At 69.0% G+C, this 23,791-nt stretch carries 26 protein-coding genes; 8 read left to right on the plus strand and 18 right to left on the minus strand.

Going from position 1 to position 23,791, the window contains the following annotated elements:
* Nucleotides 1-90 precede the first annotated feature (90 nt).
* Nucleotides 91-339, plus strand: a complete 249-nt coding sequence (locus ACQP06_RS20660; RefSeq protein WP_433666149.1) for a hypothetical protein — start codon at nt 91-93, stop codon at nt 337-339.
* Between the two features lie 155 nt (nt 340-494).
* Here ACQP06_RS20660 and ACQP06_RS20665 read toward each other — a convergent pair whose 3' ends face one another.
* From ACQP06_RS20665 to ACQP06_RS20680, 4 genes are all read right to left on the minus strand, one after another.
* Nucleotides 495-1,145 (minus strand): urease accessory protein UreD, encoded by a 651-nt coding sequence (locus ACQP06_RS20665; protein WP_433673387.1) that lies wholly within the window; start codon nt 1,143-1,145, stop codon nt 495-497.
* Nucleotides 1,135-1,842 (minus strand): urease accessory protein UreG, encoded by a 708-nt coding sequence (gene ureG, locus ACQP06_RS20670; protein WP_357085201.1) that lies wholly within the window; start codon nt 1,840-1,842, stop codon nt 1,135-1,137. Before ureG ends, ACQP06_RS20665 begins: the two co-directional genes overlap by 11 nt.
* A gap of 66 nt (nt 1,843-1,908) precedes the next feature.
* Nucleotides 1,909-2,541, minus strand: a complete 633-nt coding sequence (locus tag ACQP06_RS20675) for an urease accessory protein UreF (RefSeq protein WP_433666150.1) — start codon at nt 2,539-2,541, stop codon at nt 1,909-1,911.
* A gap of 61 nt (nt 2,542-2,602) precedes the next feature.
* The gene (locus ACQP06_RS20680; RefSeq protein ID WP_357277261.1) at nt 2,603-2,824 is read right to left on the minus strand and encodes a hypothetical protein; all 222 of its coding nucleotides are present in this window, start codon (nt 2,822-2,824) and stop codon (nt 2,603-2,605) included.
* Between the two features lie 167 nt (nt 2,825-2,991).
* Here ACQP06_RS20680 and ACQP06_RS20685 point away from each other — a divergent pair, with 167 nt between their 5' ends.
* A complete protein-coding gene (locus ACQP06_RS20685) occupies nt 2,992-3,969 on the plus strand; it encodes a zinc-binding dehydrogenase (RefSeq protein WP_433666151.1) in 978 nt (325 codons plus the stop codon).
* On the opposite strand, the gene ACQP06_RS20690 is transcribed toward ACQP06_RS20685, so the two are convergent.
* On the minus strand, nt 3,958-4,854 hold the full coding sequence (locus ACQP06_RS20690; protein ID WP_433666152.1) for an SDR family NAD(P)-dependent oxidoreductase: 897 nt from the start codon (nt 4,852-4,854) through the stop codon (nt 3,958-3,960). The genes ACQP06_RS20685 and ACQP06_RS20690 overlap by 12 nt on opposite strands.
* A 114-nt stretch (nt 4,855-4,968) precedes the next feature.
* On the opposite strand from ACQP06_RS20690, the gene ACQP06_RS20695 reads away from it, so the two are divergent.
* Nucleotides 4,969-5,808: a hypothetical protein gene (locus ACQP06_RS20695; RefSeq protein ID WP_433666153.1), complete on the plus strand. Its 840-nt coding sequence runs from the start codon at nt 4,969-4,971 to the stop codon at nt 5,806-5,808.
* Here ACQP06_RS20695 and ACQP06_RS20700 read toward each other — a convergent pair.
* A complete protein-coding gene (locus ACQP06_RS20700) occupies nt 5,805-7,304 on the minus strand; it encodes an MFS transporter (RefSeq protein ID WP_433666154.1) in 1,500 nt (499 codons plus the stop codon). The genes ACQP06_RS20695 and ACQP06_RS20700 overlap by 4 nt on opposite strands.
* 127 nt (nt 7,305-7,431) lie before the next feature.
* Between ACQP06_RS20700 and ACQP06_RS20705 the strand changes: the two genes are divergently transcribed.
* Both ACQP06_RS20705 and ACQP06_RS20710 read left to right on the plus strand, forming a co-directional pair.
* Nucleotides 7,432-8,100: a TetR/AcrR family transcriptional regulator gene (locus tag ACQP06_RS20705; RefSeq protein ID WP_433666155.1), complete on the plus strand. Its 669-nt coding sequence runs from the start codon at nt 7,432-7,434 to the stop codon at nt 8,098-8,100.
* A 231-nt stretch (nt 8,101-8,331) separates the two neighbouring features.
* Nucleotides 8,332-10,683 (plus strand): arylsulfatase, encoded by a 2,352-nt coding sequence (locus tag ACQP06_RS20710; protein WP_433666156.1) that lies wholly within the window; start codon nt 8,332-8,334, stop codon nt 10,681-10,683.
* A 148-nt stretch (nt 10,684-10,831) separates the two neighbouring features.
* On the opposite strand, the gene ACQP06_RS20715 is transcribed toward ACQP06_RS20710, so the two are convergent.
* Both ACQP06_RS20715 and ACQP06_RS20720 read right to left on the minus strand, forming a co-directional pair.
* Entirely contained in the window at nt 10,832-11,242 is a 411-nt protein-coding gene (locus ACQP06_RS20715; protein WP_433666157.1) for a YchJ family protein, read from the minus strand.
* A 4-nt stretch (nt 11,243-11,246) separates the two neighbouring features.
* On the minus strand, nt 11,247-11,654 hold the full coding sequence (locus tag ACQP06_RS20720; protein ID WP_433666158.1) for a hypothetical protein: 408 nt from the start codon (nt 11,652-11,654) through the stop codon (nt 11,247-11,249).
* 89 nt (nt 11,655-11,743) lie between these two features.
* Here ACQP06_RS20720 and ACQP06_RS20725 point away from each other — a divergent pair, with 89 nt between their 5' ends.
* Nucleotides 11,744-12,286 (plus strand): PadR family transcriptional regulator, encoded by a 543-nt coding sequence (locus tag ACQP06_RS20725; protein WP_433666159.1) that lies wholly within the window; start codon nt 11,744-11,746, stop codon nt 12,284-12,286.
* Nucleotides 12,287-12,290: 4 nt separating this feature from the next.
* On the opposite strand, the gene ACQP06_RS20730 is transcribed toward ACQP06_RS20725, so the two are convergent.
* The 8 genes from ACQP06_RS20730 to ACQP06_RS20765 all read right to left on the minus strand — a co-directional run bounded on the left by ACQP06_RS20730 (nt 12,291) and on the right by ACQP06_RS20765 (nt 18,673).
* Entirely contained in the window at nt 12,291-12,962 is a 672-nt protein-coding gene (locus tag ACQP06_RS20730; RefSeq protein WP_433666160.1) for an O-methyltransferase, read from the minus strand.
* A gap of 67 nt (nt 12,963-13,029) precedes the next feature.
* Nucleotides 13,030-14,751, minus strand: a complete 1,722-nt coding sequence (locus ACQP06_RS20735) for an urease subunit alpha (RefSeq protein ID WP_433666161.1) — start codon at nt 14,749-14,751, stop codon at nt 13,030-13,032.
* A complete protein-coding gene (locus ACQP06_RS20740; RefSeq protein WP_433666162.1) occupies nt 14,751-15,062 on the minus strand; it encodes an urease subunit beta in 312 nt (103 codons plus the stop codon). Before ACQP06_RS20740 ends, ACQP06_RS20735 begins: the two co-directional genes overlap by 1 nt.
* Nucleotides 15,063-15,068: 6 nt before the next feature.
* Nucleotides 15,069-15,371: an urease subunit gamma gene (locus tag ACQP06_RS20745; protein ID WP_357277307.1), complete on the minus strand. Its 303-nt coding sequence runs from the start codon at nt 15,369-15,371 to the stop codon at nt 15,069-15,071.
* A 127-nt stretch (nt 15,372-15,498) separates the two neighbouring features.
* Nucleotides 15,499-15,888, minus strand: a complete 390-nt coding sequence (locus ACQP06_RS20750) for a PaaI family thioesterase (RefSeq protein WP_433673388.1) — start codon at nt 15,886-15,888, stop codon at nt 15,499-15,501.
* Between the two features lie 349 nt (nt 15,889-16,237).
* Nucleotides 16,238-16,708 carry a hypothetical protein gene (locus ACQP06_RS20755; protein WP_433666163.1) on the minus strand — a complete coding sequence of 157 codons (471 nt, stop codon included), beginning with the start codon at nt 16,706-16,708 and terminating at the stop codon, nt 16,238-16,240.
* A gap of 95 nt (nt 16,709-16,803) precedes the next feature.
* On the minus strand, nt 16,804-17,772 hold the full coding sequence (locus ACQP06_RS20760; protein ID WP_433666164.1) for a hypothetical protein: 969 nt from the start codon (nt 17,770-17,772) through the stop codon (nt 16,804-16,806).
* Between the two features lie 61 nt (nt 17,773-17,833).
* Nucleotides 17,834-18,673, minus strand: coding sequence for a helix-turn-helix transcriptional regulator (locus tag ACQP06_RS20765; protein WP_433666165.1), 840 nt, complete (start codon nt 18,671-18,673; stop codon nt 17,834-17,836).
* A gap of 915 nt (nt 18,674-19,588) precedes the next feature.
* Between ACQP06_RS20765 and ACQP06_RS20770 the strand changes: the two genes are divergently transcribed.
* Complete coding sequence (locus tag ACQP06_RS20770) at nt 19,589-20,548, plus strand: helix-turn-helix domain-containing protein (protein ID WP_433666166.1); 960 nt, start codon at nt 19,589-19,591, stop codon at nt 20,546-20,548.
* A 4-nt stretch (nt 20,549-20,552) separates the two neighbouring features.
* On the opposite strand, the gene ACQP06_RS20775 is transcribed toward ACQP06_RS20770, so the two are convergent.
* Both ACQP06_RS20775 and ACQP06_RS20780 read right to left on the minus strand, forming a co-directional pair.
* Nucleotides 20,553-21,590 carry a helix-turn-helix domain-containing protein gene (locus ACQP06_RS20775; RefSeq protein ID WP_433666167.1) on the minus strand — a complete coding sequence of 346 codons (1,038 nt, stop codon included), beginning with the start codon at nt 21,588-21,590 and terminating at the stop codon, nt 20,553-20,555.
* A gap of 209 nt (nt 21,591-21,799) precedes the next feature.
* Nucleotides 21,800-22,504 (minus strand): hypothetical protein, encoded by a 705-nt coding sequence (locus ACQP06_RS20780; protein ID WP_433666168.1) that lies wholly within the window; start codon nt 22,502-22,504, stop codon nt 21,800-21,802.
* Nucleotides 22,505-22,638: 134 nt separating this feature from the next.
* On the opposite strand from ACQP06_RS20780, the gene ACQP06_RS20785 reads away from it, so the two are divergent.
* A complete protein-coding gene (locus ACQP06_RS20785; RefSeq protein WP_433666169.1) occupies nt 22,639-23,676 on the plus strand; it encodes a FecCD family ABC transporter permease in 1,038 nt (345 codons plus the stop codon).
* The last annotated feature ends 115 nt before the right edge of the window (nt 23,677-23,791 follow it).

Raw genomic sequence — 23,791 nt, forward strand, 5'->3', positions numbered from 1 at the left:
CTCGGTCGTCCATTCAGCTCACCAATCCAGGTGGTCGGTGGGTTCGAATGTCGGTCGTCCCGATGTTCCCCCTGACCAGAGAGGTCATGTATGGCCGGAGGTAAGCACCGCGCGCTCAACCCGCACCGGAACAAGGTCGGCAACGTGGTGGCAGCGGGTGCCGTCCCGCTAGTCATGGCGATCGTCGGATCCGGTGCCGCCAACGCCGCCCCGTCCGAGATCGCTCCCGGAGTGACGCAGCGTGACGACGCGCCCAAGGCCCAGTGGCCGGCGGCGGCGTCCCCGAATGTGATCGCGTTCAACGGATTCAACGCACCGCCCCGCGTCGTCGGCGACTGATCCCTCCTCGACGAGGCCGCTCGACCAGGTAGATGTGCGCACGCGGCGGGAACCGGCGGTGAGGTTGGTTCCCGCCGCGAACGCGACCCGCCGTGTGCGGATGGCTGTGCGCAGGGTTCGAAGTTCTTGCGCGACAGCGGTTTCCGATGTGCCGGTCAGGCCGTCAGCAGTCGACCGGTCCGCGTGAACAGTGTGCCGCCCGCGGCAAGCGGCAGCAGCGCCTGATCCAGGCCCGCCGTATCCGCCGGGCGATCGTCGGGATAGGTGAGCACACTCTCCAGTGCCCGCGGCTCCGACAGCGCGTCGTCGGTGATCGCCTCGGAGCCCAGTTCCAGACGGTGCCGCAGCAGCGGAATCGCACCGACATCCGCGATCAACTCCCCGGTCCAGTGACCGTGATCCTCGCCGGTGCGGCCGATCTGCACCCGTTCCCGAAGTCGCAGCCGCGCACCGTCTTCCAGACGCACCGTGGTGAACGTGTCGTGTTCCGCGCCGCCCGCGACCACGGTCGGTTCCGGATCGAAGTCCAGCTCCCCGCCCGCGGCCACCTCGAAACGCCAGTGCGCCACCGACTTCCGGGTCTCACGGCCCGGCAGCGCGATGGTCGCGGCCACCGACCGCACCCGCAGCAGCGCGCCCGCGCCGACCGAGATCGTGATGTCCAGGACGTCACCGCCCAGCGGTGTGGCGGCGGTGCCGATCAGGTGCACCGTGTCCGGGCCCGTGTGCCGCGCCGCCAGGCCGCCGACCGCGTGGATGCGCGGCAGCGTCCCGGCGGACGCGATGATGCGGAGCTCAGTGCGAATGGGCAACGCCCGCATCCTGTTCGGCGGCCAGCCGCAGCTGCTCGCGCACCCAGGCCAGCACCGGCGTCGCGGCCGGGTCCTGGGTGAGGGAGGTGAACACGAACGGCCGGCCCTCGCGCACGGTCGTCGAATCGCGTTCCATGACCGACAGATCCGCGCCGACCATCGGGGCCAGATCGGTCTTGTTGATGACCAGCAGATCCGACCAGGTGACGCCCGGGCCGCCCTTGCGCGGCACCTTGTCGCCGCCGGCCACGTCCACCACGAAGATCTGGGCGTCGATCAGGCCGGAGGAGAAGGTGGCGGTGAGGTTGTCGCCGCCGGATTCCACCAGGATCAGATCCAGCGGCGGGTTGGCCTCGATCAGGTCGTCGATGGCATCCAGGTTGGCGGTGATGTCGTCGCGGATGGCGGTGTGCGGGCAGCCGCCGGTCTGCACGGCGGTGATGCGCTCGTCCGGCAGCACCGCGTTGCGCCGCAGGAAATCGGCGTCCTCGGTGGTGTAGATGTCGTTGGTCAAGACGGCCAGCGACAGCTCGTCGCGCAGCTGCCGGCACAGGGCCGCGGTCAGCGCGGTCTTGCCCGATCCGACCGGACCGCCGATCCCGATCCGCACCGGTTCCCCGGGCGTCCGCTCCCGCTTGGGGCGGTCGTGACTGTGATCGTGCGGTTCCCCGTCGATGAGGTGAGGTGGCATGTGCGCTCCTTTCACCCCCATCCTGACCCAGTCACGTAAACCGGGTGTTACCTGGCCCGTGACCGGCTACGACGCGAACAGCGGCATGTCCCGGCGGGGGTGACGTTCGGCGAGCACGTCCTGCAGCGGGTCGGAGAGCGCGGCCAGCGATTCGGTGGCGGCGCGGGCGGTGGCGTCGCACACCGGGGCGAGGCGGATGGTGCAGGCGGCCACGGCGGCCGGATCGAGGGCGAGCAGGCGCTGCGCGGCGGTGGCCGCCCCGGTCATGGTGGTGTAGACGGTGACGGCGGCGATATCGGCGGGGGTGGCCTCGCACACCGTGCCCACCACGCCGAACACGGTCGACAGATGGGGGCGGGTGCCGAGCGCGCGCCACTCGGCGTGCGGCCAGACCTGTTTGGCGAGCCGCAACAGGCCGCGGCCCTGGGCACGGGAGGCGGTGCGGGCGGCCGGGGACGGGGTCCGCGCGTCGGCCTCGAGTTCGGCGCGCTGCGGGTCGAGGGTGCCGGCGCAGACGGCCGCGGCCAGCGAGGCCGCCACCAGTCCCGAGGTGCGGATGCGCCGCCGCAGGAACAATTCCACGCTGGGCACGTCGCGCAGCAGTCCGGAGGCGATGGCCTCCTCGACGCCGCCGGAGTGCACGTGCCCGCCGATCGGCAGCCGGGAGTCGGCGAGGGTCAGCAGGGTGGCCAGGCTCATCGCCGCACGTCCGGGTGTCGCATGGGTCGATCCTAAGCGGCACCCGGCGCGGCGGTGTCGACTAGGTGAGCAGGCAGGGCATGGCCGCCGAGATGCTCTGCAGCGCACAGGTGATGGAGTTGGACAGCCCGGCCGAGCCGGTCATGGGCACCAGTCCGGCGACCGGGGCGGCGCCGGTGTCGGTGACGGGCACCAGCTCGACCGGGGCGGCCATGGCCGGGGCGGCACCGATGCCGGAGGCGATGGCGGCGACGGCAAAGGCTTTCAGTGCAACGTTTTTCATGAATATCCCTTTCTCACACAGCATCCTCACAGGATGTGATCGCAGCGAGACTAACCCACGTTCCACAGGTGTGAACGGTGTTTGTTTCAAAATGCGTGATTTGACCTGAACATTAGTTGAGGTTTCAGACTGGGCGGGCAGAACGTCACCGAGGTAGAGGAGTCGCCGTGCACGCCATCCGTCTTCACGAGTTCGGGCCCGCCGAGAACCTGCGGTACGAGACCGTCGCGGACCCCGAACCCGGGGCCGGGCAGGTCCGGATCGCCGTCCGCGCCGCGGGAGTGCACCTGCTGGACACCTCGATTCGGCAGGGCGTGGCGGGCGGCCCGCTGCCCCTGCCCGAGCTGCCCACGATTCCGGGCCGCGAGATCGCCGGGACCGTGGACCGGGTCGGGCCCGGCGTCGACGAAAGCTGGCTCGGGTGTGCGGTTGTCGCGCACATCGGGCAGGCGCCGGGCGGGTACGCCGAGCTCGTGGTCACCGAAGCCGAACGGCTGCACGCGATTCCGGACGGCCTCGACGCGGGCGCGGCGGTGGCGATGATCGGCACCGGCCGGACCACACTGGGCATTCTGAGTTTCGCGGAGGTGGGCCCGGAGACGGTGGCTCTGGTTCCGGCCGCGGCGGGCGGCATCGGCACCCTGCTGGTGCAGTATCTGGTCGCGGCGGGCGCGACCGTCATCGGGCTCGCGGGCGGCCCGGTGAAGACCGACCAGGTGTACGAGAACGGCGCGGATCTCGCCCTGGACTATCTCGATCCGTCCTGGCCCGAGGCCGTGCGCGCCAAGTACGGGGACCGGCCCGCGACCCTGCTGTTCGACGGGATCGGCGGAGACGTCGCGCGCACCGCGGCCGAGCTGCTCGCCGACGGCGGCGTGCGCCTGGTGTTCGGCTGGTCCGGCGGTCAGATCGACCTCGACGAGCAGGCCCTGGCCGCGCGCGGCATCACCTCGCAGGTCGTGCTCGGTCCGCCGCTGCTGCAACGCGGGGGCGGCTTGCGCGCCTTGGAGACTCGCGCGCTGGCCGAGGCCGCGGCGGGCCGGTTGCGTCCGGCGGTGCAGTCATTCCCGCTCGCCGAGGCGGCGGCCGCGCACCACGCCCTGGAGACCCGGGCGACCACAGGCAAGGTGGTGCTACTCCCCTGACCTGCGCCCGAGGCTGCGTTCCATGAACCGTTGCGCGGCCCCGCGGCGCAGATCCGTCCAGGCCTGCACTGGGCCGGTCCACCAGGGCGAGATCTCGAGGGGCCGGGCGACCACGGCGTGACAGACCAGGTTGGCGGCCTCGTCGGCGGTCAGCCCGGGCACGCCGGAGAAGTCGGTGGGCGCGCTCATGCGGGTGTGCACCAGCGGCATGTACACCGAGGTGGTGGTGACGCCGTCGGCGGCGATCTCAGTGGCCACCGTCCGCAGCCAGATGTCGAACGCGCCCTTCGACGCGCCGTACGCCGACCAGCGGGGCGCGGGCGGCATGCGCAGGCCCCAGGTGGAGATGTTCACGATGTGCCCGCGGCCGCGTTCGCGCATACCGGGCAAGAGGGTCAACAACAGCCGCACCGGGCCCAGATAGTTGACGTCCATGGTGCGGGTGAAATCGTGGAAGCGGTCATAGGATTCGTCGATCGGGCGGCGGATCGAGCGGCCCGCGTTGTTGATCACCACATCCACGCGGCCGTGCTCGGCCAGCACCTGGCGGCCGAGCTCTTCGACGGCGTCGAATTCGGTGATGTCGGACTGGTAGACGTGCGCGATCCCACCCGCGGCGGTGATCTCGGCGGCCACGTCCTCGAGGTCCTCTCGCGACCGCGCGACCAGCAGGACCGTCGCGCCCGCCGCGGCCAGTTTCCGGGCGGCCGCCTTGCCGATGCCGTGCGAGGCTCCGGTCACCAGGATCACCGTGCCCGATACCGCCTCGCGCAGGGCTTTCTCACGCGGCCGGGAGGTCGGGTAGAAGATTCGGGTCGCCACGCGTTCGGCCAGCGGTCGGCCGTTCGGCTCGGCCGGCTGGTTCGGGGCGTCGTGCTCAGCCACGTTTCCGAGCCTAACCGCCGGACCGGTATGTGATCGCGAATGAGTGGAAATACCCTGGCCGCACTGCGGATTCCTGCACCAGGATGAGGACCATATCCCGGGGGAAGGAAACCGATGACGACTACTCGAGCGCCGGAGCGGCCGACGCCGGAGCAGGTGACGTTCTGGGGCTGGTGCGCCCGCGCGGTGGTGCTGGTGGTGTTCGTGCCGCCGCGACTGCTGTGGGAGGGGATCACCCGCCTGCCGCGGCTCATCGCGGCGGCGTTCCGGCTGTTCACCGATCATCTCGCGAAACCGCTCGCGATCCTGTTCCGGGACTGGGTGTTCCGGCCGCTGCGCAATTTCGTGCGCGATTACCTGTGGCATCTGCTGATCCAGCAGCTGTTGTTCGGCATGGTGCTCACACCGATCGGCGCGTTCCTGCTGGCGTATTTCCTGCGCCCGATCCAGCGCGCCATCGAGGAATGGTTGTGGCGGCGGGTGCTGAAGCCCGGCATCCCGTGGCTGTTCCGCACGTTCGTGAAACCCATTGCCGAGGCCATCGTCTGGACCGTGGCGAATCTCTGGAAATGGCTTGTCGCGGTGCCGCTCTCGGCGCTGTGGCGGTATGTGCTGAGCCCCGGTGGCCGCTGGCTGGTGACCGCCGTCATCGAGCCGCTGGTCGAGTGGCTGATCGTGTGGCCCGCGAAGCAGCTGTGGCGCCGGCTGCTGCGGCCTCTCGCCTACGCGATCGTCGCGGTGATCGTGTTCGGCTGGCGGGTGGCCACCGCCGTCGTCGCGGTCACGGTGGTGGCTCCCTGCCGATGGCTGCGTCGCGCGGTCCTGCGACCGTTGTTCGCGGCCATCGCCCGGGCGTGGCGGGCCCTCGCCGATCCGGTGCGCCGGCTGTATCAGCGGGTGATCATGCCGTGGCGCGCCCGGATCACCGAGGTGTGGACCGGTCTGTTCGGCTAGTGCGCGGAACCGGCTTTCACCGCAGCGTCTTTCGCGGGTGTCCCGGTCTTGGCGAAGAACGCGACCGCGGCCATCGCGGCCAGCAGCACCGCGCCGGTGGTCGTGGCCACGTGCATGCCGGTCACGAACGACTCGCGCGCCGAATCGATCAGGGCGGTGTCGCCCCCGGCCTCGGCGACGGTCTCCCCCAGCGTGGATCCGAAGTCCCCGCCGGACCGGAACACCAGCGCGGCCAGCGAACCCAGCAGCGCCAGGCCCAGGCCGTTGCCCAGTTCGAAGCTGGTCTCGGAGATGCCGACCGCCGATCCGGCGCGTTCGGGCGGCACCGAGGACACCGCCACCTCCGACACCAGGGTGAAGGCGATGCCGAAGCCCGCGCCCGCGACCACGGATCCGGCCACATACCAGCCGATTCCGCCGTTCACGCCGACTCCGAGCAGCATGAGGTTGCCGAGCGCGGCCATGCCGAGGGCGAGCACGAAGGTGGTCTTGGTGCCGAACACGCGCCCGATCCGCGCGCCGCTCATGGAGAACACGAACACCACGACCGCGCCGGGAATCCCGAGCAGCGCCGCGGCCAGCGGGTCGCGGCCGGTCACCGATTGCAGGTACACGCTGGTCAGGTAGCTCATCCCGGCCAGAGCGAGCATGCCGACCGTGCTGGAGCCGATGGCCACCGAGAACAGTCCGCGCCGGAACAGGCTCAGATCGAGGAGCGGTTCGTCGAGGTGGCGCTGACGGCGGACGAACGCGGTCAGCAGCAGCGCGCCGACGATGCCGATGCCCACCGCGGGCAGGTCGAAGCCCTCGGCGGCCAGGCGCTTGATGGCGTACACGATCGGCAGGATGCCGCCGATCGACAGCAGCACGCTCACCCAGTCGAGGGGTCCGCGCGCGGCGGCGCGGTGTTCGGGGAGCAGCAGCGGCCCGAAGACCAGCAGCACCACCAGGACCGGAGCGTTGATGAGGAACACCGAGCCCCACCAGAAGTGGTGCAGCAGGACGCCGCCGATGATCGGCCCGACCGCCGAGCCGCCCGCGAAGAACGCCGTCCACACGCCGATCGCGGTGGCGCGGGGGCGGTCCTCGGGGAACAGGGTGGAGATCAGCGCCAGCGAGGAGGGCAGCAGGGTCGCGCCGCCCAGGCCCATGAGCGCCCGCGCCGCGATGAGCACGCCCGCGCTGGGGGCGAAAGCGGCCAGCGCCGAGGCGATTCCGAAGACGGTGGCCCCGGCCAGCAGGATATTGCGTCGCCCGATGCGGTCACCGAGATTGCCCATGGTGATGAGCAGGCCGGCGATCATGAAGCCGTAGATGTCGAGGATCCAGAGCTGTTGGGTGGCGGACGGATCCAGGTTCTGGGTCAGGGTGGGCATGGCCAGGTAGAGCACCGACATGTCCATCGAGACCAGCAGCACCGGGAGCAGCAGGACGGCCAGACCCACCCAGGCGCGGCGCGGCGTCTTCGCGCCGGGGCGCGCGAGGGTACTCGTCATGACCTATCCTTCGGGCTGCTCGGGGCCCACCGGGCCCTGTCCATGGAATGCGCCCGGGCGTACAACGTACGCTCGAGCGCGGGTACAGTGTACGCACACCCCGCGCCGGAAGGGAACAATTCGTCCGATGACCGAGGCCAAGCTCACCCGGGCCGCCATCGTCGACACCGCCATCGCCCTCGCCGACGAGTCCGGACTCGACGCGCTGTCCATGCGCCGCATCGCCGAGCGGATGAACGCCGGGGCCATGTCGCTCTACCGGCACGTCCCCAACAAGGACACGCTGCTCGCCGCCATGACCGACGAGGTCGCCCGCCGCAACCCCTACCCCCCGGCCGAGGGACAGGGCTGGACCTGGCGTGACCGGGTGCACATCGCCGCCGAGGTGGATTGGCGGCTCTATCAGCAGCACCCCTGGGTGCTGTTCACCTTCGCGGTGCCGCGCTACAACTTCGGCGAGCACAGCCTCACGGTGCTGAGCTGGCTGGTGGAGGGCTTCGCCGAACTCGGCGTCGACGCCCGCGAGGCGACCCGCATGTCGCTGTCGGTGTGGAGCTATATCGCCGGGGTCGCCCTGCAGGAGGTCAGCGCCCGGCTGCTGCAGGGCCGTGACAGCAGCGCCGACGAACGCTCCGGGCTCACCGCCCTGCTCGACGGTGACCCGCGCTGGCCCACCCCGCCCTCGCTGGCGGGTCTCGTCGGCAGCGGTGACATCGCCCTGCTGGATCCGGAGCACCTGCTCGACACCGGGCTCACCGCACTCTGCGACGGTTTCGAGGCGCGCGCCGCGCTCTGACCCGACCGAGACCGTTGTCCGCTCGAAAACCGTTCGGCATCGGGCTCGTTCAACCCCCGCCACAAGTACATTCCGGTCGGTACTCTTTGAGAGGTGCGAAAGGTGGGTGATCCGCACGGGTTCCGGACGCCGAGTCCCGGAACCGCGTGGTCACCGACGCGTCGATGAACTCCCAGCGGTCACGCCGGAGCTGGGTCCCTACCAACGATTCTCCTTTTCCGAGGTGAATGAATGGCCAGGAAGTTCGAAGGACATATCGCCCTCGATATTCGTGATTCGGTCGCCGACTGGGGACCGTACGCGGAACCGACCGCCCCGCCGGGCGCGCCCAATGTGCTGTATCTGGTGTGGGACGACATCGGCATCGCCACCTGGGACTGCTACGGCGGCCTGGTCGACATGCCGAACATGAAGCGGATCGCCGACAGTGGCGTGCAGTTCACGCAATTCCACACCACCGCACTGTGTTCACCCACCCGCGCCTCCCTGCTGACCGGGCGAAACGCGTCGTCGGTCGGCATGGCGACCATCGAGGAATTCAGTGACGGATTCCCGAGCCTGTCGGGACGCATCCCCGCCGACACCGCCTTGTGCTCGGAGGTGCTCGGCGAACGCGGGTGGAACACCTACGCCGTCGGCAAATGGCATATGACGCCGTTGGAGGAGGAGAATCTCGCGGCATCGAAGCGGCACTGGCCGCTGGGGCGCGGATTCGAACGGTTCTACGGTTTCTTGGGCGGCGAGGCCGACCAGTGGTATCCGAATCTCGTCTACGACAATCACCCGATCGCGCAGCCGTATTCGCCGGAGGACGGCTATCACCTGTCGAAGGACCTGGCCGACAAGTCGATCGAGTTCATTCGCGACGCCAAGGTGATCGCCCCTGACAAACCGTGGTTCATGTACCTGTGCCCGGGCTGCGGGCACGCCCCGCACCACGTCGCCCAGGAATGGGCGGATCAGTACCGCGGCAAGTTCGACATGGGCTACGAGAAGTACCGCGAGATCGTGCTCGACAACCAGAAGCGCATGGGCCTGATTCCGGAGAACACCGAGCTGTCGCCCATGAACCCGTACAGCGATGTCACCAGCGCCGACGGCAAGCCGTGGCCGGCGCAGGACACGGTACGCGCCTGGGACTCGCTGTCGGAGAACGAGAAACGGCTCTTCGCCCGCCAGGCGGAGGTGTTCGCGGGATTCCTGTCCTACACCGACGCCCAGATCGGCCGGGTGCTGGACTACCTCGAGGAGACCGGTCAGCTGGACAACACCATCATCGTGGCCTTCTCCGACAACGGCGCCAGCGGCGAGGGCGGCCCGAACGGCTCGGTCAACGAGATGAAGTTCTTCAACGGTTACATCGACACGATCGAGGACAGCCTGGTCAAGCTCGACGAGCTGGGCCTGCCGACCACCTACAACCACTACAGCATCGGGTGGGCGATGGCCTTCAACACCCCGTACAAGCTGTACAAGCGGTACGCCTCGCACGAGGGCGGCATCGCCGATCCCTGTCTGATGGCGTGGCCGGCGGGCATTCCGGCCCGCGGCGAGATCCGCCACCAGTACCTCAATGTCTGCGATGTCACCCCCACCGTCTACGAACTGCTGGGCATCACGCCGCCGGACACGGTGAAGAACGTGCCGCAGCGCCCCCTCGAAGGGGTCAGCTTCCGGGCCCTGTTCGAGGACGCCGACGCCGATGTCGGCAAGCACACCCAGTTCTATTCGATGCTGGGCACGCGCGGCATCTGGCATCGCGGCTGGTTCGCCGACACCGTGCACGCGGCCTGCCCGTCCGGCTGGGGACACTTCGATCAGGACCGCTGGGAGCTGTTCCATATCGATCAGGACCGCAGCCAGATGCACGACCTGGCCGCGGAGCATCCCGAGAAGCTGGAGGAAATGAAGGCGCTGTGGTTCTCCGAGGCGGAGAAGTACAACGGGATGCCGCTCAATGATCTCGACATCGTCTCCGCGCTGGTGCGCTTCCGGCCGACATACGCCAGGGGCATGGACCGTGCCGTCTACTACCCGGACAGCGCGGAGGTCGGGCCGGGTGCGGCGCTCGAGATTCTGGGCCGCTCGTTCGCGCTGCTGGCCGAGACGACGATCGTCAGCCCGGACGCCGAGGGCGTGCTGTTCGCCCACGGCGGGCGGCTCGGCGGGCACGCCCTGTTCGTCCAGGACGGTCACCTCTGCTACGTCTACAACTTCCTCGGCGAGGAGGAGCAGGCCATCGTCTCCGACTGCCGGATACCGCTCGGCGATCACATCCTCGGGGTGCGCTACGAACGGCACGGCACCCGGCCCGACCATTACACGCCCACGGGTGAGGCCGTCCTCTACATCGACGAGAACCCGGTGGGTTCACTCGATGACATGCGGATCCAGCCGACCGTGTTCTCCGGTGTCGGGGAGGGCGTCCGGGTCGGCCGGGACACCGGGCAGTCCGTGTCGGCCCGGTACCACTCACCGTTCCCGTTCACCGGCGGAACCATGCACCAGGTGATCGAGGACGTGACCGGAAAGCCGTACCGGGATCTGGAAATGGCTGCGGCCGCCGCGTTCTCGCGCGACTGAGCCGCGCGCTCGGGGCGGTGTTCCCGTCGGAACTTTCCGCTGGTCGCCGCCCCGAGCGCAGCCGTCGTGGCACGCTGTGCACGATTGCCGATCGTGCACAGTCACGCGGTGTGCGAATACGCAGGGGCGGCAAGGAGTTACGGCTCGGTCAGCGCTCGATGTCGCCGTCGAGGTACACCCACTTCCCCTCGTCCCGGCGAAATCGGCTGTTCTCGTGCAGTTCTCCCGCCGCCCCGTGCGCGCGGTAGTGGGCCCGGAATTCCACGGTCCCCTCGGTGTGGAACGGTCCCCCACCCGTCGTGCCGAGGATCTCGAGCCGATCCCAGCGCATGCCCGGATCGAAATCGACCTCGGCGGGCCGGGTTTCGGGGTCCCAGCTGCGCAGCAGGTACGCCTCGTCCTGGACCGCGAAGGCGCTGAATCGCGACCGCATCAGTTGTTCGGCGGTGGTGGCGGACCGCTCGCCGCGGTGCAGCCGCCCGCAGCAATCGGCGTAGGCGGCGGGCAGCCCGCACGGGCAGGCCTCGGGCGCGGGACGGTTCTCGCGGCGCTTCGACATGGGCCTAAGCGTAGAAGCTGCGTCCTTCGGCCCCGCCGGACACCGACCACACCTCCACGATCTGCCCGTTCTCGGCGCGCAGGATGTCGGTGCCGCTGAGTTCGCGCACGATGGTTCCATCCGGCGCGGTGATCCGCGCGCCGTAGGGGCGGGCGATGATTCCGGTTCGGGTGTCGTCCATTTCGACGACCGGGGTGCCCTGCGTGGAGAACTCGAGGCCCAGCCGCTCGGCCCGGAAGGTGTCGATGGCGGCGGCGAAGGTCGCGCGGTCCTTCACGCTGTCGTAGGCGTCCGCGCCCGGCTGGGCGTAGCGCAGGGTGAAGGCGGGGGCCATGATCTCGTCGGCCAACGCGAGGTCGCCGTTCCACATCTGGGTCCAGCGGTCGAACAGGTCGATGGCGTAGTCGCGCATTTCCACTCCAATAGTCTCATTGATACCGTATGACTGGCACCAAGGTATAGTCTCAGCGATACGGTGTCAAACGAGAGAGGGGATTCCGAATGGCCGAGCTAGGCCCGCAGGACCACATCGTGCTGGGGCTCATCGCCCGCCACGGACCGCTGACCCCCTACGACATCAAGGCGCGGCTGGAGGAGAGCGTCGACAAGTTCTGGCCCATCCCCCACGCGCAGCTCTACCGCGTCCCCCCGCGCCTGGCCGATCAGGGCCTGCTCCGCGAGGAGGCCGAGGAGTCCGGCCGCCGCCGGCGCATCTTCCACCTCACCGACGCCGGGCGCGCCGAATTGACCCGCTGGCTGGGCGATCCCACCTCACCCCAGCCCGAGACCCGCGACCCGGCGCAGCTGAAACTGTTCTTCGCCGATCTGGGCGAGCCCGGCGACGTGGTGGCCTTGGCCCGCAATCAGGTTGCCGAGCACCGGCATTGGCTGGACCTGTACCGGGCGCTCTACGACGAGATCGACGCCACCGACAGCATCCGCGCCACCTCGCGGGCCCGTATCCTGCGCCTGGGCATCATGCACGAGCAGGCGTACGTGGACTATTGGGAGGAATTGGCCGCGAACCCCGATCCGCGGCCGTGACCGATCAGTCGTCGTCGCCGACCACGACCGCGTACGCGAACCCGTCCCAGCCCTTGCCGCCGACGGTCTGCACCACGGTCCCGTCCAATCGCGGCTCGGCGGCGATGAATTCGATGACCTCCCGGCTGGCCCGCACCGCCGCGTCACCCGAATCCGCGTCCACGATCCCGCCGTTGCGCACCACATTGTCGACGACGATCACCGACCCGGGCCGGGTCAGCCGCAACGCCCACCGCACATAGTTGGTGTTGTTGACCTTGTCGGCGTCGATGAACACCAGATCGAACGGCTCGGGCCGCTCGGCCTCGAGCTCGGGCAGCGAGTCCAGCGCCGCGCCGACGCGAATCTCCACCCGATCCCCCACCCCGGCCCGATCCAGGTTCTCCCGCGCGACTTCCGCGTGCAGCGGCTCGAATTCGAGCGTCACCACCCGCCCGGACTTCCCCACGGCCCGCGCCAGCCACGTGGTGCTGTACCCGCCGAGCGTCCCGATCTCCAGCACCCGCCGCGCGCGCACCGACTTCCCGAGCAGATACAGGAACTTCCCCTGCGGCGGCGACACGTCGATGGCGGGCAACCCCGCCGCCGCGTTGGCTCGCAACGTCCCCGAATCCTCGTCCCCCACCAGGGTTTCGACGAGGTAGCGATCCACTCCGGCCCAATCGGCAGTCGTCATACCTCGCAGTCTGCCAGCAGTTCCCTCGGCTGCCCAGGATTGAGATCACGCCGAGGGATACCCGTCCTCAGAACAGGAAGTAGCGCTGGGCCATCGGGAGTTCGGTGGCGGGTTGCTCGCTCCAGACCTCGCCGTCGATGCGGACGGTGAAGGTGTCGGGTTCGACCTCGATGCGGGGCATGGCCTCGTTGTTGGGGAGGTCGGCCTTGGTGCGGCGGCGGACATTGGCCACGGGGACCAGTTTCCGGTTGACGCGCAGGCGGTCGGCGAGGCCGTCCTCGATGGCCTGCTCGGAGACGAAGTGCAGGGACGTCGAGGCCGTCACGCTCGGGGCGGCGCCGAACATCGGGCGCGGGAGGACCGGTTGCGGGGTCGGGATGGAGGCATTGGCGTCGCCCATCGCGGCCCAGGCGATCGCGCCGCCCTTGATGACGGCGTGCGGGCGGACGCCGAAGAAGGCGGGCTCCCACAGCACCAGATCGGCCAGTTTGCCGACCTCGACCGAACCGATCTCGGCGTCGAGGCCGTGCGTCACCGCCGGGCAGATGGTGTATTTCGCGACATAGCGCTGCACACGGTTGTTGTCGGCGGCGCCGTCGTCGGGCAGGGAGCCGCGGCGGCGCTTCATGACGTGCGCGGTCTGCCAGGTGCGCATGACGACCTCGCCGATGCGGCCCATGGCCTGGGCGTCGGAGCCGATCATGGAGATCGCGCCCAGGTCGTGCAGGAGGTCCTCGGCGGCGATGGTCGAGGGGCGGATGCGGGACTCCGCGAACGCCAGGTCCTCGGGGATGGACGGGCTCAGGTGGTGGCACACCATGAGCATGTCGAGGTGCTCGTCGAGGGTGTTGATGGTGTGCGGCCGCGTCGGGTTGGTGGAGCTGGGCAGCACGTTGAGATGCGAAGCGACGGTGATGATGTCGGGCGCGTGGCCGCCGCCCGCGCCCTCGGTGTGATACGAGTGGATGGCCCGGCCGCGGATCGCGGCCAGGGTGTCCTCCACGAAACCGGCCTCGTTCAAGGTGTCCGAGTGGAGAGCCACCTGCACGCCGGAGGCGTCGGCGACGGTGAGGCAGCGGTCGATGGCGGCCGGGGTGGTGCCCCAGTCCTCGTGCAGTTTGAAACCGCCCGCGCCGCCGCGCAATTGCTCCCACAGCGCGTCCTCACGCACCGTATTGCCCTTGCCGAGCAGCAGGATGTTCACCGGCCACGAGTCGGTGGACTCCAGCATGCGGGCCAGATGCCAGGCGCCCGGGGTGACGGTGGTGGCCTTGGAGCCCTCGGCCGGGCCGGTGCCGCCGCCGACCAGGGTGGTGATGCCGCCCGCCATGGCCTCGTCGAGGATCTGCGGGCAGATGAAGTGCACGTGGCAGTCGATGGCTCCGGCGGTGACGATGCGGCCATTGCCGGCAATGATCTCCGTCGACGGACCGACCACCAGGTCCGGGTGCACACCGCTCATGGTGTCCGGGTTCCCGGCCTTGCCGATGGCGACGATGCGACCGTCGCGAATACCGATGTCGGCCTTGATGATTCCCCAGTGGTCGACGATCACCACACCGGTGATGACGGTGTCCGGGGTGCCCTCGGCGCGGGTGGCGCGGGCCTGGCCCATGGATTCGCGCAGCACCTTGCCGCCGCCGAACACGGCCTCGTCACCGGCGAGTCCCGGTCCGCCGCTGCGGTCCTCGGTGATCTCGATCAGCAGGTCGGTGTCGGCGAGCCGGATGCGGTCGCCGACGGTGGGCCCGAACAGTTCGGCGTATCGGGCGCGAGAGAGTTCGGCCATCAGGCATCCAGCTTTCCGGGAGGGGTGAGGCTGATTCCGTGCACTTCGCGGTCGCCGCCGAGCGGGACCAGCGAAACCCGCTGCCCCAGACCGGGTTCGAAACGCACCGCGGTACCGGCCGGGATGTCGAGACGGTGGCCGTGCGCGGCGTCGCGGTCGAATTCGAGCGCGGAGTTGGCCTGCGGGAAATGCACGTGCGAGCCGACCTGCACCGGCCGGTCACCGGTGTTCACGACATCGAGTTCGACGCGATCCGCGCCGGCGTTGAGCTCGATCGTGCCCTCGGCACAAAGGTATTCACCAGGAATCATCGCGCGTCATCCGATCGGGTGGTGGACGGTGACGAGCTTCGTGCCGTCGGGGAAGGTGGCCTCGACCTGCACGTCGTGGATCATCTCGGGAATCCCGTCCATGACGTCGTCGCGAGTCAGCACGGTACGCCCGGAGGCCATCAGTTCGGCTACCGTGCGCCCGTCCCGCGCCCCCTCGAGCACATGATCGGTGATGAGCGCGATCGCCTCGGGATGATTGAGTTTCAACCCGCGCGCCTGCCGCCGCCGCGCCAACTCGGCCGCGTAACTCAACAGCAGGCGTTCCTGCTCGTGCGGCGTCAGTCGCATGCGGGCTCCTCGGCAATCACGGGGACGGATCGTCGGTCATTCTGGCACGACCCGCGTTACCAGCATGTTTCGGAGATATACGATCTTCCGTCCCGCGTCCGGACCGCCGAATCCGGCTGCGCCCGACTCAGTTCTGCGGAGTGAGGTTCTGCAACCGCACCTGCCCGCGAGCCACCGTCCGCTCCTGCTCATCGGTGATGACGACCTGCCACAACTGCTGCGACCGCCCCCGATGAACGGGCGTCGCGACCCCCGTCAACTTCCCCTCGCGCACCGCCCGCAGGAAGTCGGTGTTGTTGTTGACCCCGACGACGGTCCCGCGATCCCCCAGCCACGCGCCACCGGCCACACTCGCCAGGGTCTCGATGACCGTGCAGTACACGCCACCGTTCACGATCCCCGCAGGCTGATACAGCTGCGGCGTAACCACCCATTCCGCCGCCACCCCATCCCCGCTCAACTCCGTGAACTTCAGCCCGATGAGGTCGGTGAACGTCCCCTCACTGAGCTTGTTCATCAGCTCGGGCGTCACATCAGCCAGCGATTTGATCGAAGAGAAGTCGTCGCTCATATGCACACATTTGCACATCCGCGCGACCCACCCGCTACCGGGGACCCCGGGCTCGGGCGCAACTAGAGCCGCTTGCTAGTTAGGTAAGCCTGACCTATACTCGGTTGCGGCGTCAGGATCGTGGGAGGCCCCGAGGGCTGCGGTGGCCCCCGATCCCCTGCCGGTGGTGGGTTCTGTCGAGAGTGATCGGTCGACAGAGCCCACCACCTTCGTATTGGGGTGGCGGCTGAGCCCGGCCATCCGAAGCGTTACCGGGGAACTGACGCATCTCGAATGCCGGCCAGTTCTTTTCGCGTCAGCCGAAGATGCTGGGCAAGCAGCCGAAGCTGCCTGTACTCGTGGCCGGGCCGACCTGCACGGTCAACGGCACCAAGGGCTCCGAGAGGGGGCCGCTCTGCGCCGTTCCGGTGAGAACGTGCTGCCCAGCGGTTTTCGGAGTCCACGACACCTTCGCCTGACCCCACCCGTTCGGGTCGCCACCCACCGTGCCGGTGCCGATGGTGACCCCATCGTCGAAGAAGGTGACCGCAAGGCCGCCACCCGCGAAGTTGTCCCTCGCCTGGTCACCGGCACGCAACCGGTACAGGGAACCGCTGTTCACCTCGTAGGCGCATCCGACCTGCAGATTCGACTGCTTCATGGTGACCTCCCCCATGGTGGATCCGGCCGTGGCCGGGGCGGCGAACACCAGTACCGGGGCCGATACCGCAGCCAAAGCCCTAACGCCCCAACCGATCCGGCGGTCCAGCCCAACACGTGAAGTCATCTGCGCCTCCTGTACTTCGACCTCGAACGACGAGTCCGAAGAAAGCTATCCCCACAGGAAGTGAAAAGCTCTAATTTCAACAAATCGGCTTGCCCCTACTTCCCGGGGCGCGCCGATCCGGCATCGTGTCCGCCGTGGGCGCGATCGGTGATCGATACGACGAGAGTGAGTCGGCCGGCGGGCGTCCACGCGCCGATGGCGACTTTCCCCGAACCCAGAGGGGTGAAGCTCTCGATCTCCCCCTCGTCGACGAAGTCGATCGGCAGTGGGATGCGTTCGGGCGAGCCGAGGTTCTCGTCGGTGAGGATCAGTGCGTCCTCGGTCGCGTACACGGCGGCTCGGTCGTCATTGATCCAACATCCGGCGAGCCCGAAACCGCACTCGGCGTCGACATCACTCGCCTCGAGCCGTGAGATCTCCTTCAGATCCGGCCACGACAGCATCCGCACGGTCTCCGGATCACTGGGATACGGGGTGATGAGAAGCCTTGCGCCCGAGGGGCTGAAGCCCCCGATCACCGGGTCTTCTCCTGCGAGGATCTCGGTCATATGTAGGCGCGAACCCTCGACATCGACGCGATAGGCGAGAACGCCATCCTGCCCCATCGCGAGCTCGAGAATCGCCGTGTCCTCGACTGGATGAAGATGCAGGAAAGCGCGAGCATCATCGGCGTCGATCGCCTGGTCGTCGAGGATCGCCCCGGTCGCGGGATCGAGCGCGAGCAGCCGGTGTCTCTCGCCGTTCGGGACAGCTACGGCGAGTAGACCGCCCAGCAGCGCAGCCGCGTCGGCGGGTATTCCGGCCACCGTGACGACTTCACCTCCGGCGATGACGAGCCCACCGGAGGAGGAGAGTACGAGCAGATCCAGTCCGGACGCCGCAAGGACGCGGACGTCACCCTCCAGAGGGAGCACCCGCTGCGCGTTCTCGGCGAGTCTGTCGTCGAGCAGACGCACCGCCCCGTCTCGCCACACCGCGAAAGTCGGACGCCCGCCCGCCTCGCCGGCGAAGACGAGACCCGACATCGGGTCCAGGATGTCGAGCACGTCAGCGGAAATGAGCATTCGAGCACTGTATCGAGCACGCGCGGTCATCGACTGGACCAAAGACTTTGCCAGCCACGCCCTAGTCGGCGTCGAGGTCGGTCATGCCCCAGAGCATGCGGATCCAGCCGGGGTACCGGGCGCTCTCGACGTCGTAGAGCTGGACGTCGACGGGAATGGACGTATCCATGCGATCACGTAATCGGACGATGCGGTCACCGGGGGACTCGAGGTCCTGGGATTGCGACCACAACCGCCGGAATTCCGGGCTCCGGCCGAGTTCGGCGAGGAACTCCCCCGACCAGTCGGGGACGTCGAACGCCGCGAGGCGGGCCCGTAGGACCCCCACCGAGGCACGCGCCGCCGCATCCCGATCCAGCAGGGCGGTCCTGGCGCGGGGGTCCGCCAGCAGCCAGGTCAGCCAGTTGCCGCCGACGGTCAGTCCCGGAAAGGCCTGGCGGGCGGCGTCGTTCAAGGCCAGCACATGCCAGCGGGCGTCGAAGTATCCGGCGGGATCCGGTCCGAGCCGGTCGAGCCGGCGCAGCTTCGCCGGGGTGATGGCCGCACGCAGCTCGTCGAGTTCCGGCGCGGCCGGGTCCGGCAACCCGGCCAGGTCGAACAGGAAACGACGCGAGCGGTGCGAGACCGGGTGGACTCGATTCAGGCAGCCGAACAGGGCCTCCACCACGGCTTGGGTGGGCCGACCGCGGCGGCCCAGTTCCAGGTGGGTGATGTAGCTGGCGCTGACGCCCGCCGCCATACCCAGCCGCTCCCGTGACACCCTGCGTTCGTCCCGCAACCGCCGCAGCACCGCACCGAAGCTGGGCGGTTGCACAGCGGCGCGGTCGACATCCGATACCAGTAGGCCCCGCAGCTCCGGCTGCTCGATCGAAATGGCCACTACGCCTTGCCTGTTCGTCATGCTTCTCCCGCTTCTCTCGGCCATGACTGTGACCCCGACCACGAACCAAGTTATGTGCACGCCCCGGGAGGAAAGGGTGCTGTACGTGCCAGCCAATCGGCTGACAGCGACAGAACGGTTTGACACCGGGCGCGGCTGGGGAAACGAATGGCGCGCAGACACTCTGAGTCGAAATCTGTGCACTGACGGTCATGGGCACCCGTGGCCGCGAACCCTAGGGTCGAATCCGGGCGGGCGACGCAGTGAGCCGCCTCCCCGCCCGGTTCCACCCCCGCGGCCGGCCGTCGGTGAAGACCCACCTGCAGGGGTCCATCACCCGGCCGGCCGCGAGAAGAACCCCGCGTGGAATGTTCTCCACGCGGCGGGCATCGACGCCCTGACATCGGCCCGACCTGGTCCGCCCTCCGGATCCCGCGGAAGCACTCGAACCGATCGAGTTCCGCACCGGCACAGCACGATCCTCACGGATCAACCCGCCGTACTTCGGCCCCATCATCATCCGGAACAGGGGCCGCTGCGCGCCCTGCGGTCGCTCGGGCGTCCCCGGTCCGGACCGCGCGGCGGGCGTGCCCTGCCTGCCTCGAATCGGCCCACAGCGCACGCGAATCGAAGGCTCACCAAGCGTTAGCTGACGCATATTTCGACACGTCGGACGCCGCCCGCAGTTTTGCTGTGGGCGCACGATTGTCGCCTCTGCGTGCCGCGCACGTGGCACCGAGAGCCGATTCTCCGGCGCGAATTCACTGGTCGATTGACCGGCAGGTCCTTTTTGCACGACTTTTCAGCACTGCGGTCCTCGTAATGCCCCTCTCACGCATGCATGGAGTTTGCCGTGAACTTTCTAAAATCAGGCGGTTCGCAATTGTTCAGCACGAAACTGGGACTCGGGAGGGGCGGGTTCCGAGGGGAGTTGAGATGGCTGTCCTTTTGGACGCGCAGTCGTACCCGATCGAGAATCGGCACGGCCTGGTCACCGACCTCGCGAAATCGGTCGCTCTCCAGGTCGACGCCGAACTGCTCGATCCACCCGAACGCGTCATCACCCGCCACGAGAAGTGGCGGCTGGGCGTGGCCACCCTGCACCGGATCCAGATCTCCGCGGTCCGCGTGCGGCGTACACCCGCGCACGTCCATCGGACACCGTCGTCCGCGGTCGCGGTCGTCCTGCAGAAGCAGGCGGTCCGGCATCACTACCAGAACGGCCGCCACACCGTGACCGCCCCGGGCGAATGCGCCCTGTGGGACTTCGCCACCCCCTTCGAGGTGGGCTGGGACGGCATCGGCGAATCCTGGTGCATCGCGGTGCCGCGGGATCGGCTGGGACTGTCCACCGAAACCCTGGCCGCCGCCACCGGACGGCTGCGGCACAGCCCCCTCCACGATATGGCCGCCGGGCAGATCACCGAGCTCATCGAGGGCGCCGAAGCCCTGGAACGCGACCCGGCCGCGGTCATGGTCGGCCAGTGCTGCGTGGAAATGGTGCGGGCGCTGCTGCTCTCGGCGTCCGGACCCGCCACCGGCGACGAGACTCCCGCGCATCAGCAGGCCGTGGTCCGCGAGGTGCAGAACTATGTGCGCCGCCACCTCAACGATCCGGACCTGCGGGTCGAGCAGATCGCGGCGGCCCACAACATGTCGGCCCGGTACCTGTACCGACTGTGCGCGACCGCCGGAATCCGCTTGGAGCAGTGGATCATCGGCGAACGCCTCGCCGCGGCCCGCGCCCTGCTGGTGGATCCGGCCCACGGCGGACGCACCATCAGCGCCATCGCCCACACGGTCGGCTTCCGTGACGCCACGCATTTCACTCGCCGGTTCCGGGCGGCGTACGGCATGACCCCGCGCGACTGGCGCTACGCCGCCGCGACCGCCTGAGCGGCTAGCTCACCGACCCGCCGACACCCCGTGCCTCGGCCCGCCATTCGCTCGGGCCGACGCCGTAGGCGGCGCGGAAACGGCGGGTGAAGTGGCTCGCGTCGCGGAATCCGGAAGCGCGCGCGATCCAGCCGATGGTGCGCTCCGCGTGCCGCGGATCGGCGAGCATGCGGCGCGTCAGCTCCAGGCGCTCCCCGATGATCCACTGCTGCATCGACAGCCCCTGATCCGCCCACAGCCGGTACATCCGGCGCACCGAGATGTGGTGCGCGGCGGCGACTTCCGCCGCGGTGAGGTCGCGACGGCGCAGGTTCAGTCGCAGGTAGGTCTCCATCTGGCGCAGCAGCAGTGGAGCGGGCAGTCCCGCCCCGATCCCCTCCACCGGCTCGGCCCCGGCCGCCGACAACAGCAGTGCGCGAGCGATATCCACGCCCGCGCGCCCCAGATCGACAGCGCCTGGATCGTTCTCGATCGTGTCGGCGCGTGCCACCAGATCGGCCATGAATGACGACACCAGCGAGCACAGCGGACTGCGGCGCAGACTCAACGCCGCGCTGCGCACGATGTCGCCCGGCAGCTCCAGCTCGTCCACCGACATGCGCAAGCTCACGCTGATCGAGGCGCCGCGCATCACCGATACGAACGGGTTGTCATGGTCGACAGCCCCGCAATCCCCCGGTGCCAGCGCCTCTTGAATGCCGAAATGCTCGTGGATACGCGTGCCGCCGACCTGTCTGGTCACCGAGAACAGGCCCGCCGGGCTGGTCCGGACATGTTTGGGGGTCCGGAGCACGTCGAGCCCCGTGGTCTCGGCCCGCAAGACTTCCAGCGGCCCGAACAGCCACGATTCCATGCGCCCGTGGGCCCGGCCGCGATCGGCGAAGCGGACGTCGGCGGCGGCCACGGTCTCCGAGGCGACGGCGGCCAGGGCGTCCGCGCGCTCGTGCCGGGCCAATGCCGCGGTATCGAACACGACCGCCATCCACGCCTCCACCAGTTCGATCCGACGACGCGGTGCGGGCACCCCTCGGGATACCCGCACCGCGGTCGGAACAGTAGCAGCGGCAAGTGGGCAGCACACCATCGTGCAGATGGCCCGCCCGTCCTCGGCCACGGTCCACGAATTGCACCGTCAATGCATCAAGATCGATTGCCGCACAGTCTACTTGCGAGACCCCGGCGGGCGCGATGCATGATCAAATCGACGGCTACAGCAAACCGGTGGCGTGGCTTTCGGGCGGACCGGCAGGCCTACCTGACGCACACCCGGCGCACCGGTAGACCCCGGTCCTCGAAGGCCGCCAGCATGGCCTGGCCACGACGCGCGCCCTCGGTGGAGGACGTATTGGCCAGGGCCGGAACGTAGGTCGCCGCACCGACCACCGATTCCGCGACCAGCCCCCAGAAGCGCCGCACGCTCAGCCCGGAGCAGTGCGTCATCGCCTCTTGGATGAGGGTCAGCGCGGGCAGGCAGCGGTGCGCGAGCCAGACGTAGAGCGCCGGCTCGCACGGCAGCGCCACCACACCGTCCTCGCCGACGAGCCGGTTGCCGTCCAGCACACGAATGGTGGTGTCGGACAGACCGGCCCAGTCGATGCCGCCGTCGTTGTCGGTGTGGATCCACAGGTTCTCCAGGCCCGGATCCCAGGCGCGGCCCTCCGACACCACCATGGCCATCACCCGGCCCACCACCGCGTGGATCAGCGCGGTGGCCACCACCTCGGCGGCGATGTCGGCGTTGCTCATCTCCGCGGCGTGGCGCCGGTACATCAGCTCGATGCGGCCCTCACGGATGCCGTCGGCGAGTCGCCACCATCTGCGTTTGCCCTGGTCGACCATGGCGGCGACGGCGTAGACACGCGGGTGGTCGGGTTGCAGGGCGCGCAGGCGGTGGCAGGCCGTCCCGAAGGCGAGCCTGGAATCGCGCGGCGGGCACACGGTTACGGGTTCGAGCATCGAACCTCCTCATTCATCGACTATTCGGCCAATGTGGGGACCAAAGGCGTGGAGCATGGACAACGCGTACGAGAAGATAGGTTAGGCTTACCAGACTTATCGACCATAGAACGTGTCAGGAGTAGTTCGTCACCGTGCCCGCCGTAGTCACCACCAGACGGCGACGTCTGTCCGGACTTCTCGTTCTAGCCGTGCTCCTGCTCGGCGCACTGGCCGCCAGCATCGCCCTGGGTACCCGCAATCTGGGACTCGGAACCGTCTACGACGCGCTCATCTGCCCTGGTGGACTGCCGCTTTCGTGCCCGGCCACCGACACCGCCGCCCAGATCGTGCGCGAATTGCGGCTCCCCCGAACCGGACTGGCCCTCATCACCGGACTCGCGCTCGGCATGGCCGGGGCGCTCATCCAGGGCTACACCCGAAACCCCCTCGCCGACGCCGGATTACTCGGCATCAACGCGGGCGCGGCGTTCCTCGCGGCGCTGAGCATCCACCTGCTCGCCCTCACCAGCCCGGCGCAGTACATCTGGTTCGCCTTCGCGGGGGCGCTGCTCGCGGGCGCGGTCGTCTTCGGCATCTCCGCCCTCGGCGGCGGTAAGGCCAGCCCCCTGAGCCTGGTCCTCGCGGGCGCGGCCGTGACCGCGTTCCTGCAGGCCATGACCAATATCGTTGTCCTGCTGGACGGGACGGCCCTCAACACCTACCGCTACTGGGTGGTCGGTGACGTGGCCGGGCACGACGCCACCACCTTCCGGCAGGTCCTGCCGTTCCTCGTGGTCGGCGCGATCCTGGCCCTGACCTGCGCTCCGACCCTGAACCTGCTCGGCCTCGGCGACGACGTGGCCCGCGGTCTCGGCGTCGACATCACCCGCAGCCGCGCCCTCGGCCTGGTCGCCGTCGTCCTGCTCGCGGGCGCGGCCACCGCCGCCGTCGGACCCATCGCCTTCCTCGGCCTGATCGTCCCCCACCTGGCCCGGGCGTTCACCGGCCCCGACTACCGCTGGCTGCTCCCCTACTCGGCGCTGCTCGGCGCGATCGTCCTGCTGCTGGCCGACACCGCGGGCCGATTGATCGCCCGCCCCGGCGAACTCCAGGCCGGAGTCACCCTCGCCGCCCTCGGCGCACCCTTCTTCCTCCTGCTCGTCCGCCGCCGAAAGCTGGTGAGCCTGTGACACTCCCGACACCTCCCAATACCGCCCCCGACGCTGTGAGCTCGGGCGACTCACCGGCAAACCCCGCAGCAGCGGACGGATTGCGGGCGGTTCGACCCGCCGTCCGGGCGGGCGG

The sequence above is a fragment of the Nocardia sp. CA-136227 genome (assembly GCF_050955695.1).
Lineage (GTDB): Bacteria > Actinomycetota > Actinomycetes > Mycobacteriales > Mycobacteriaceae > Nocardia.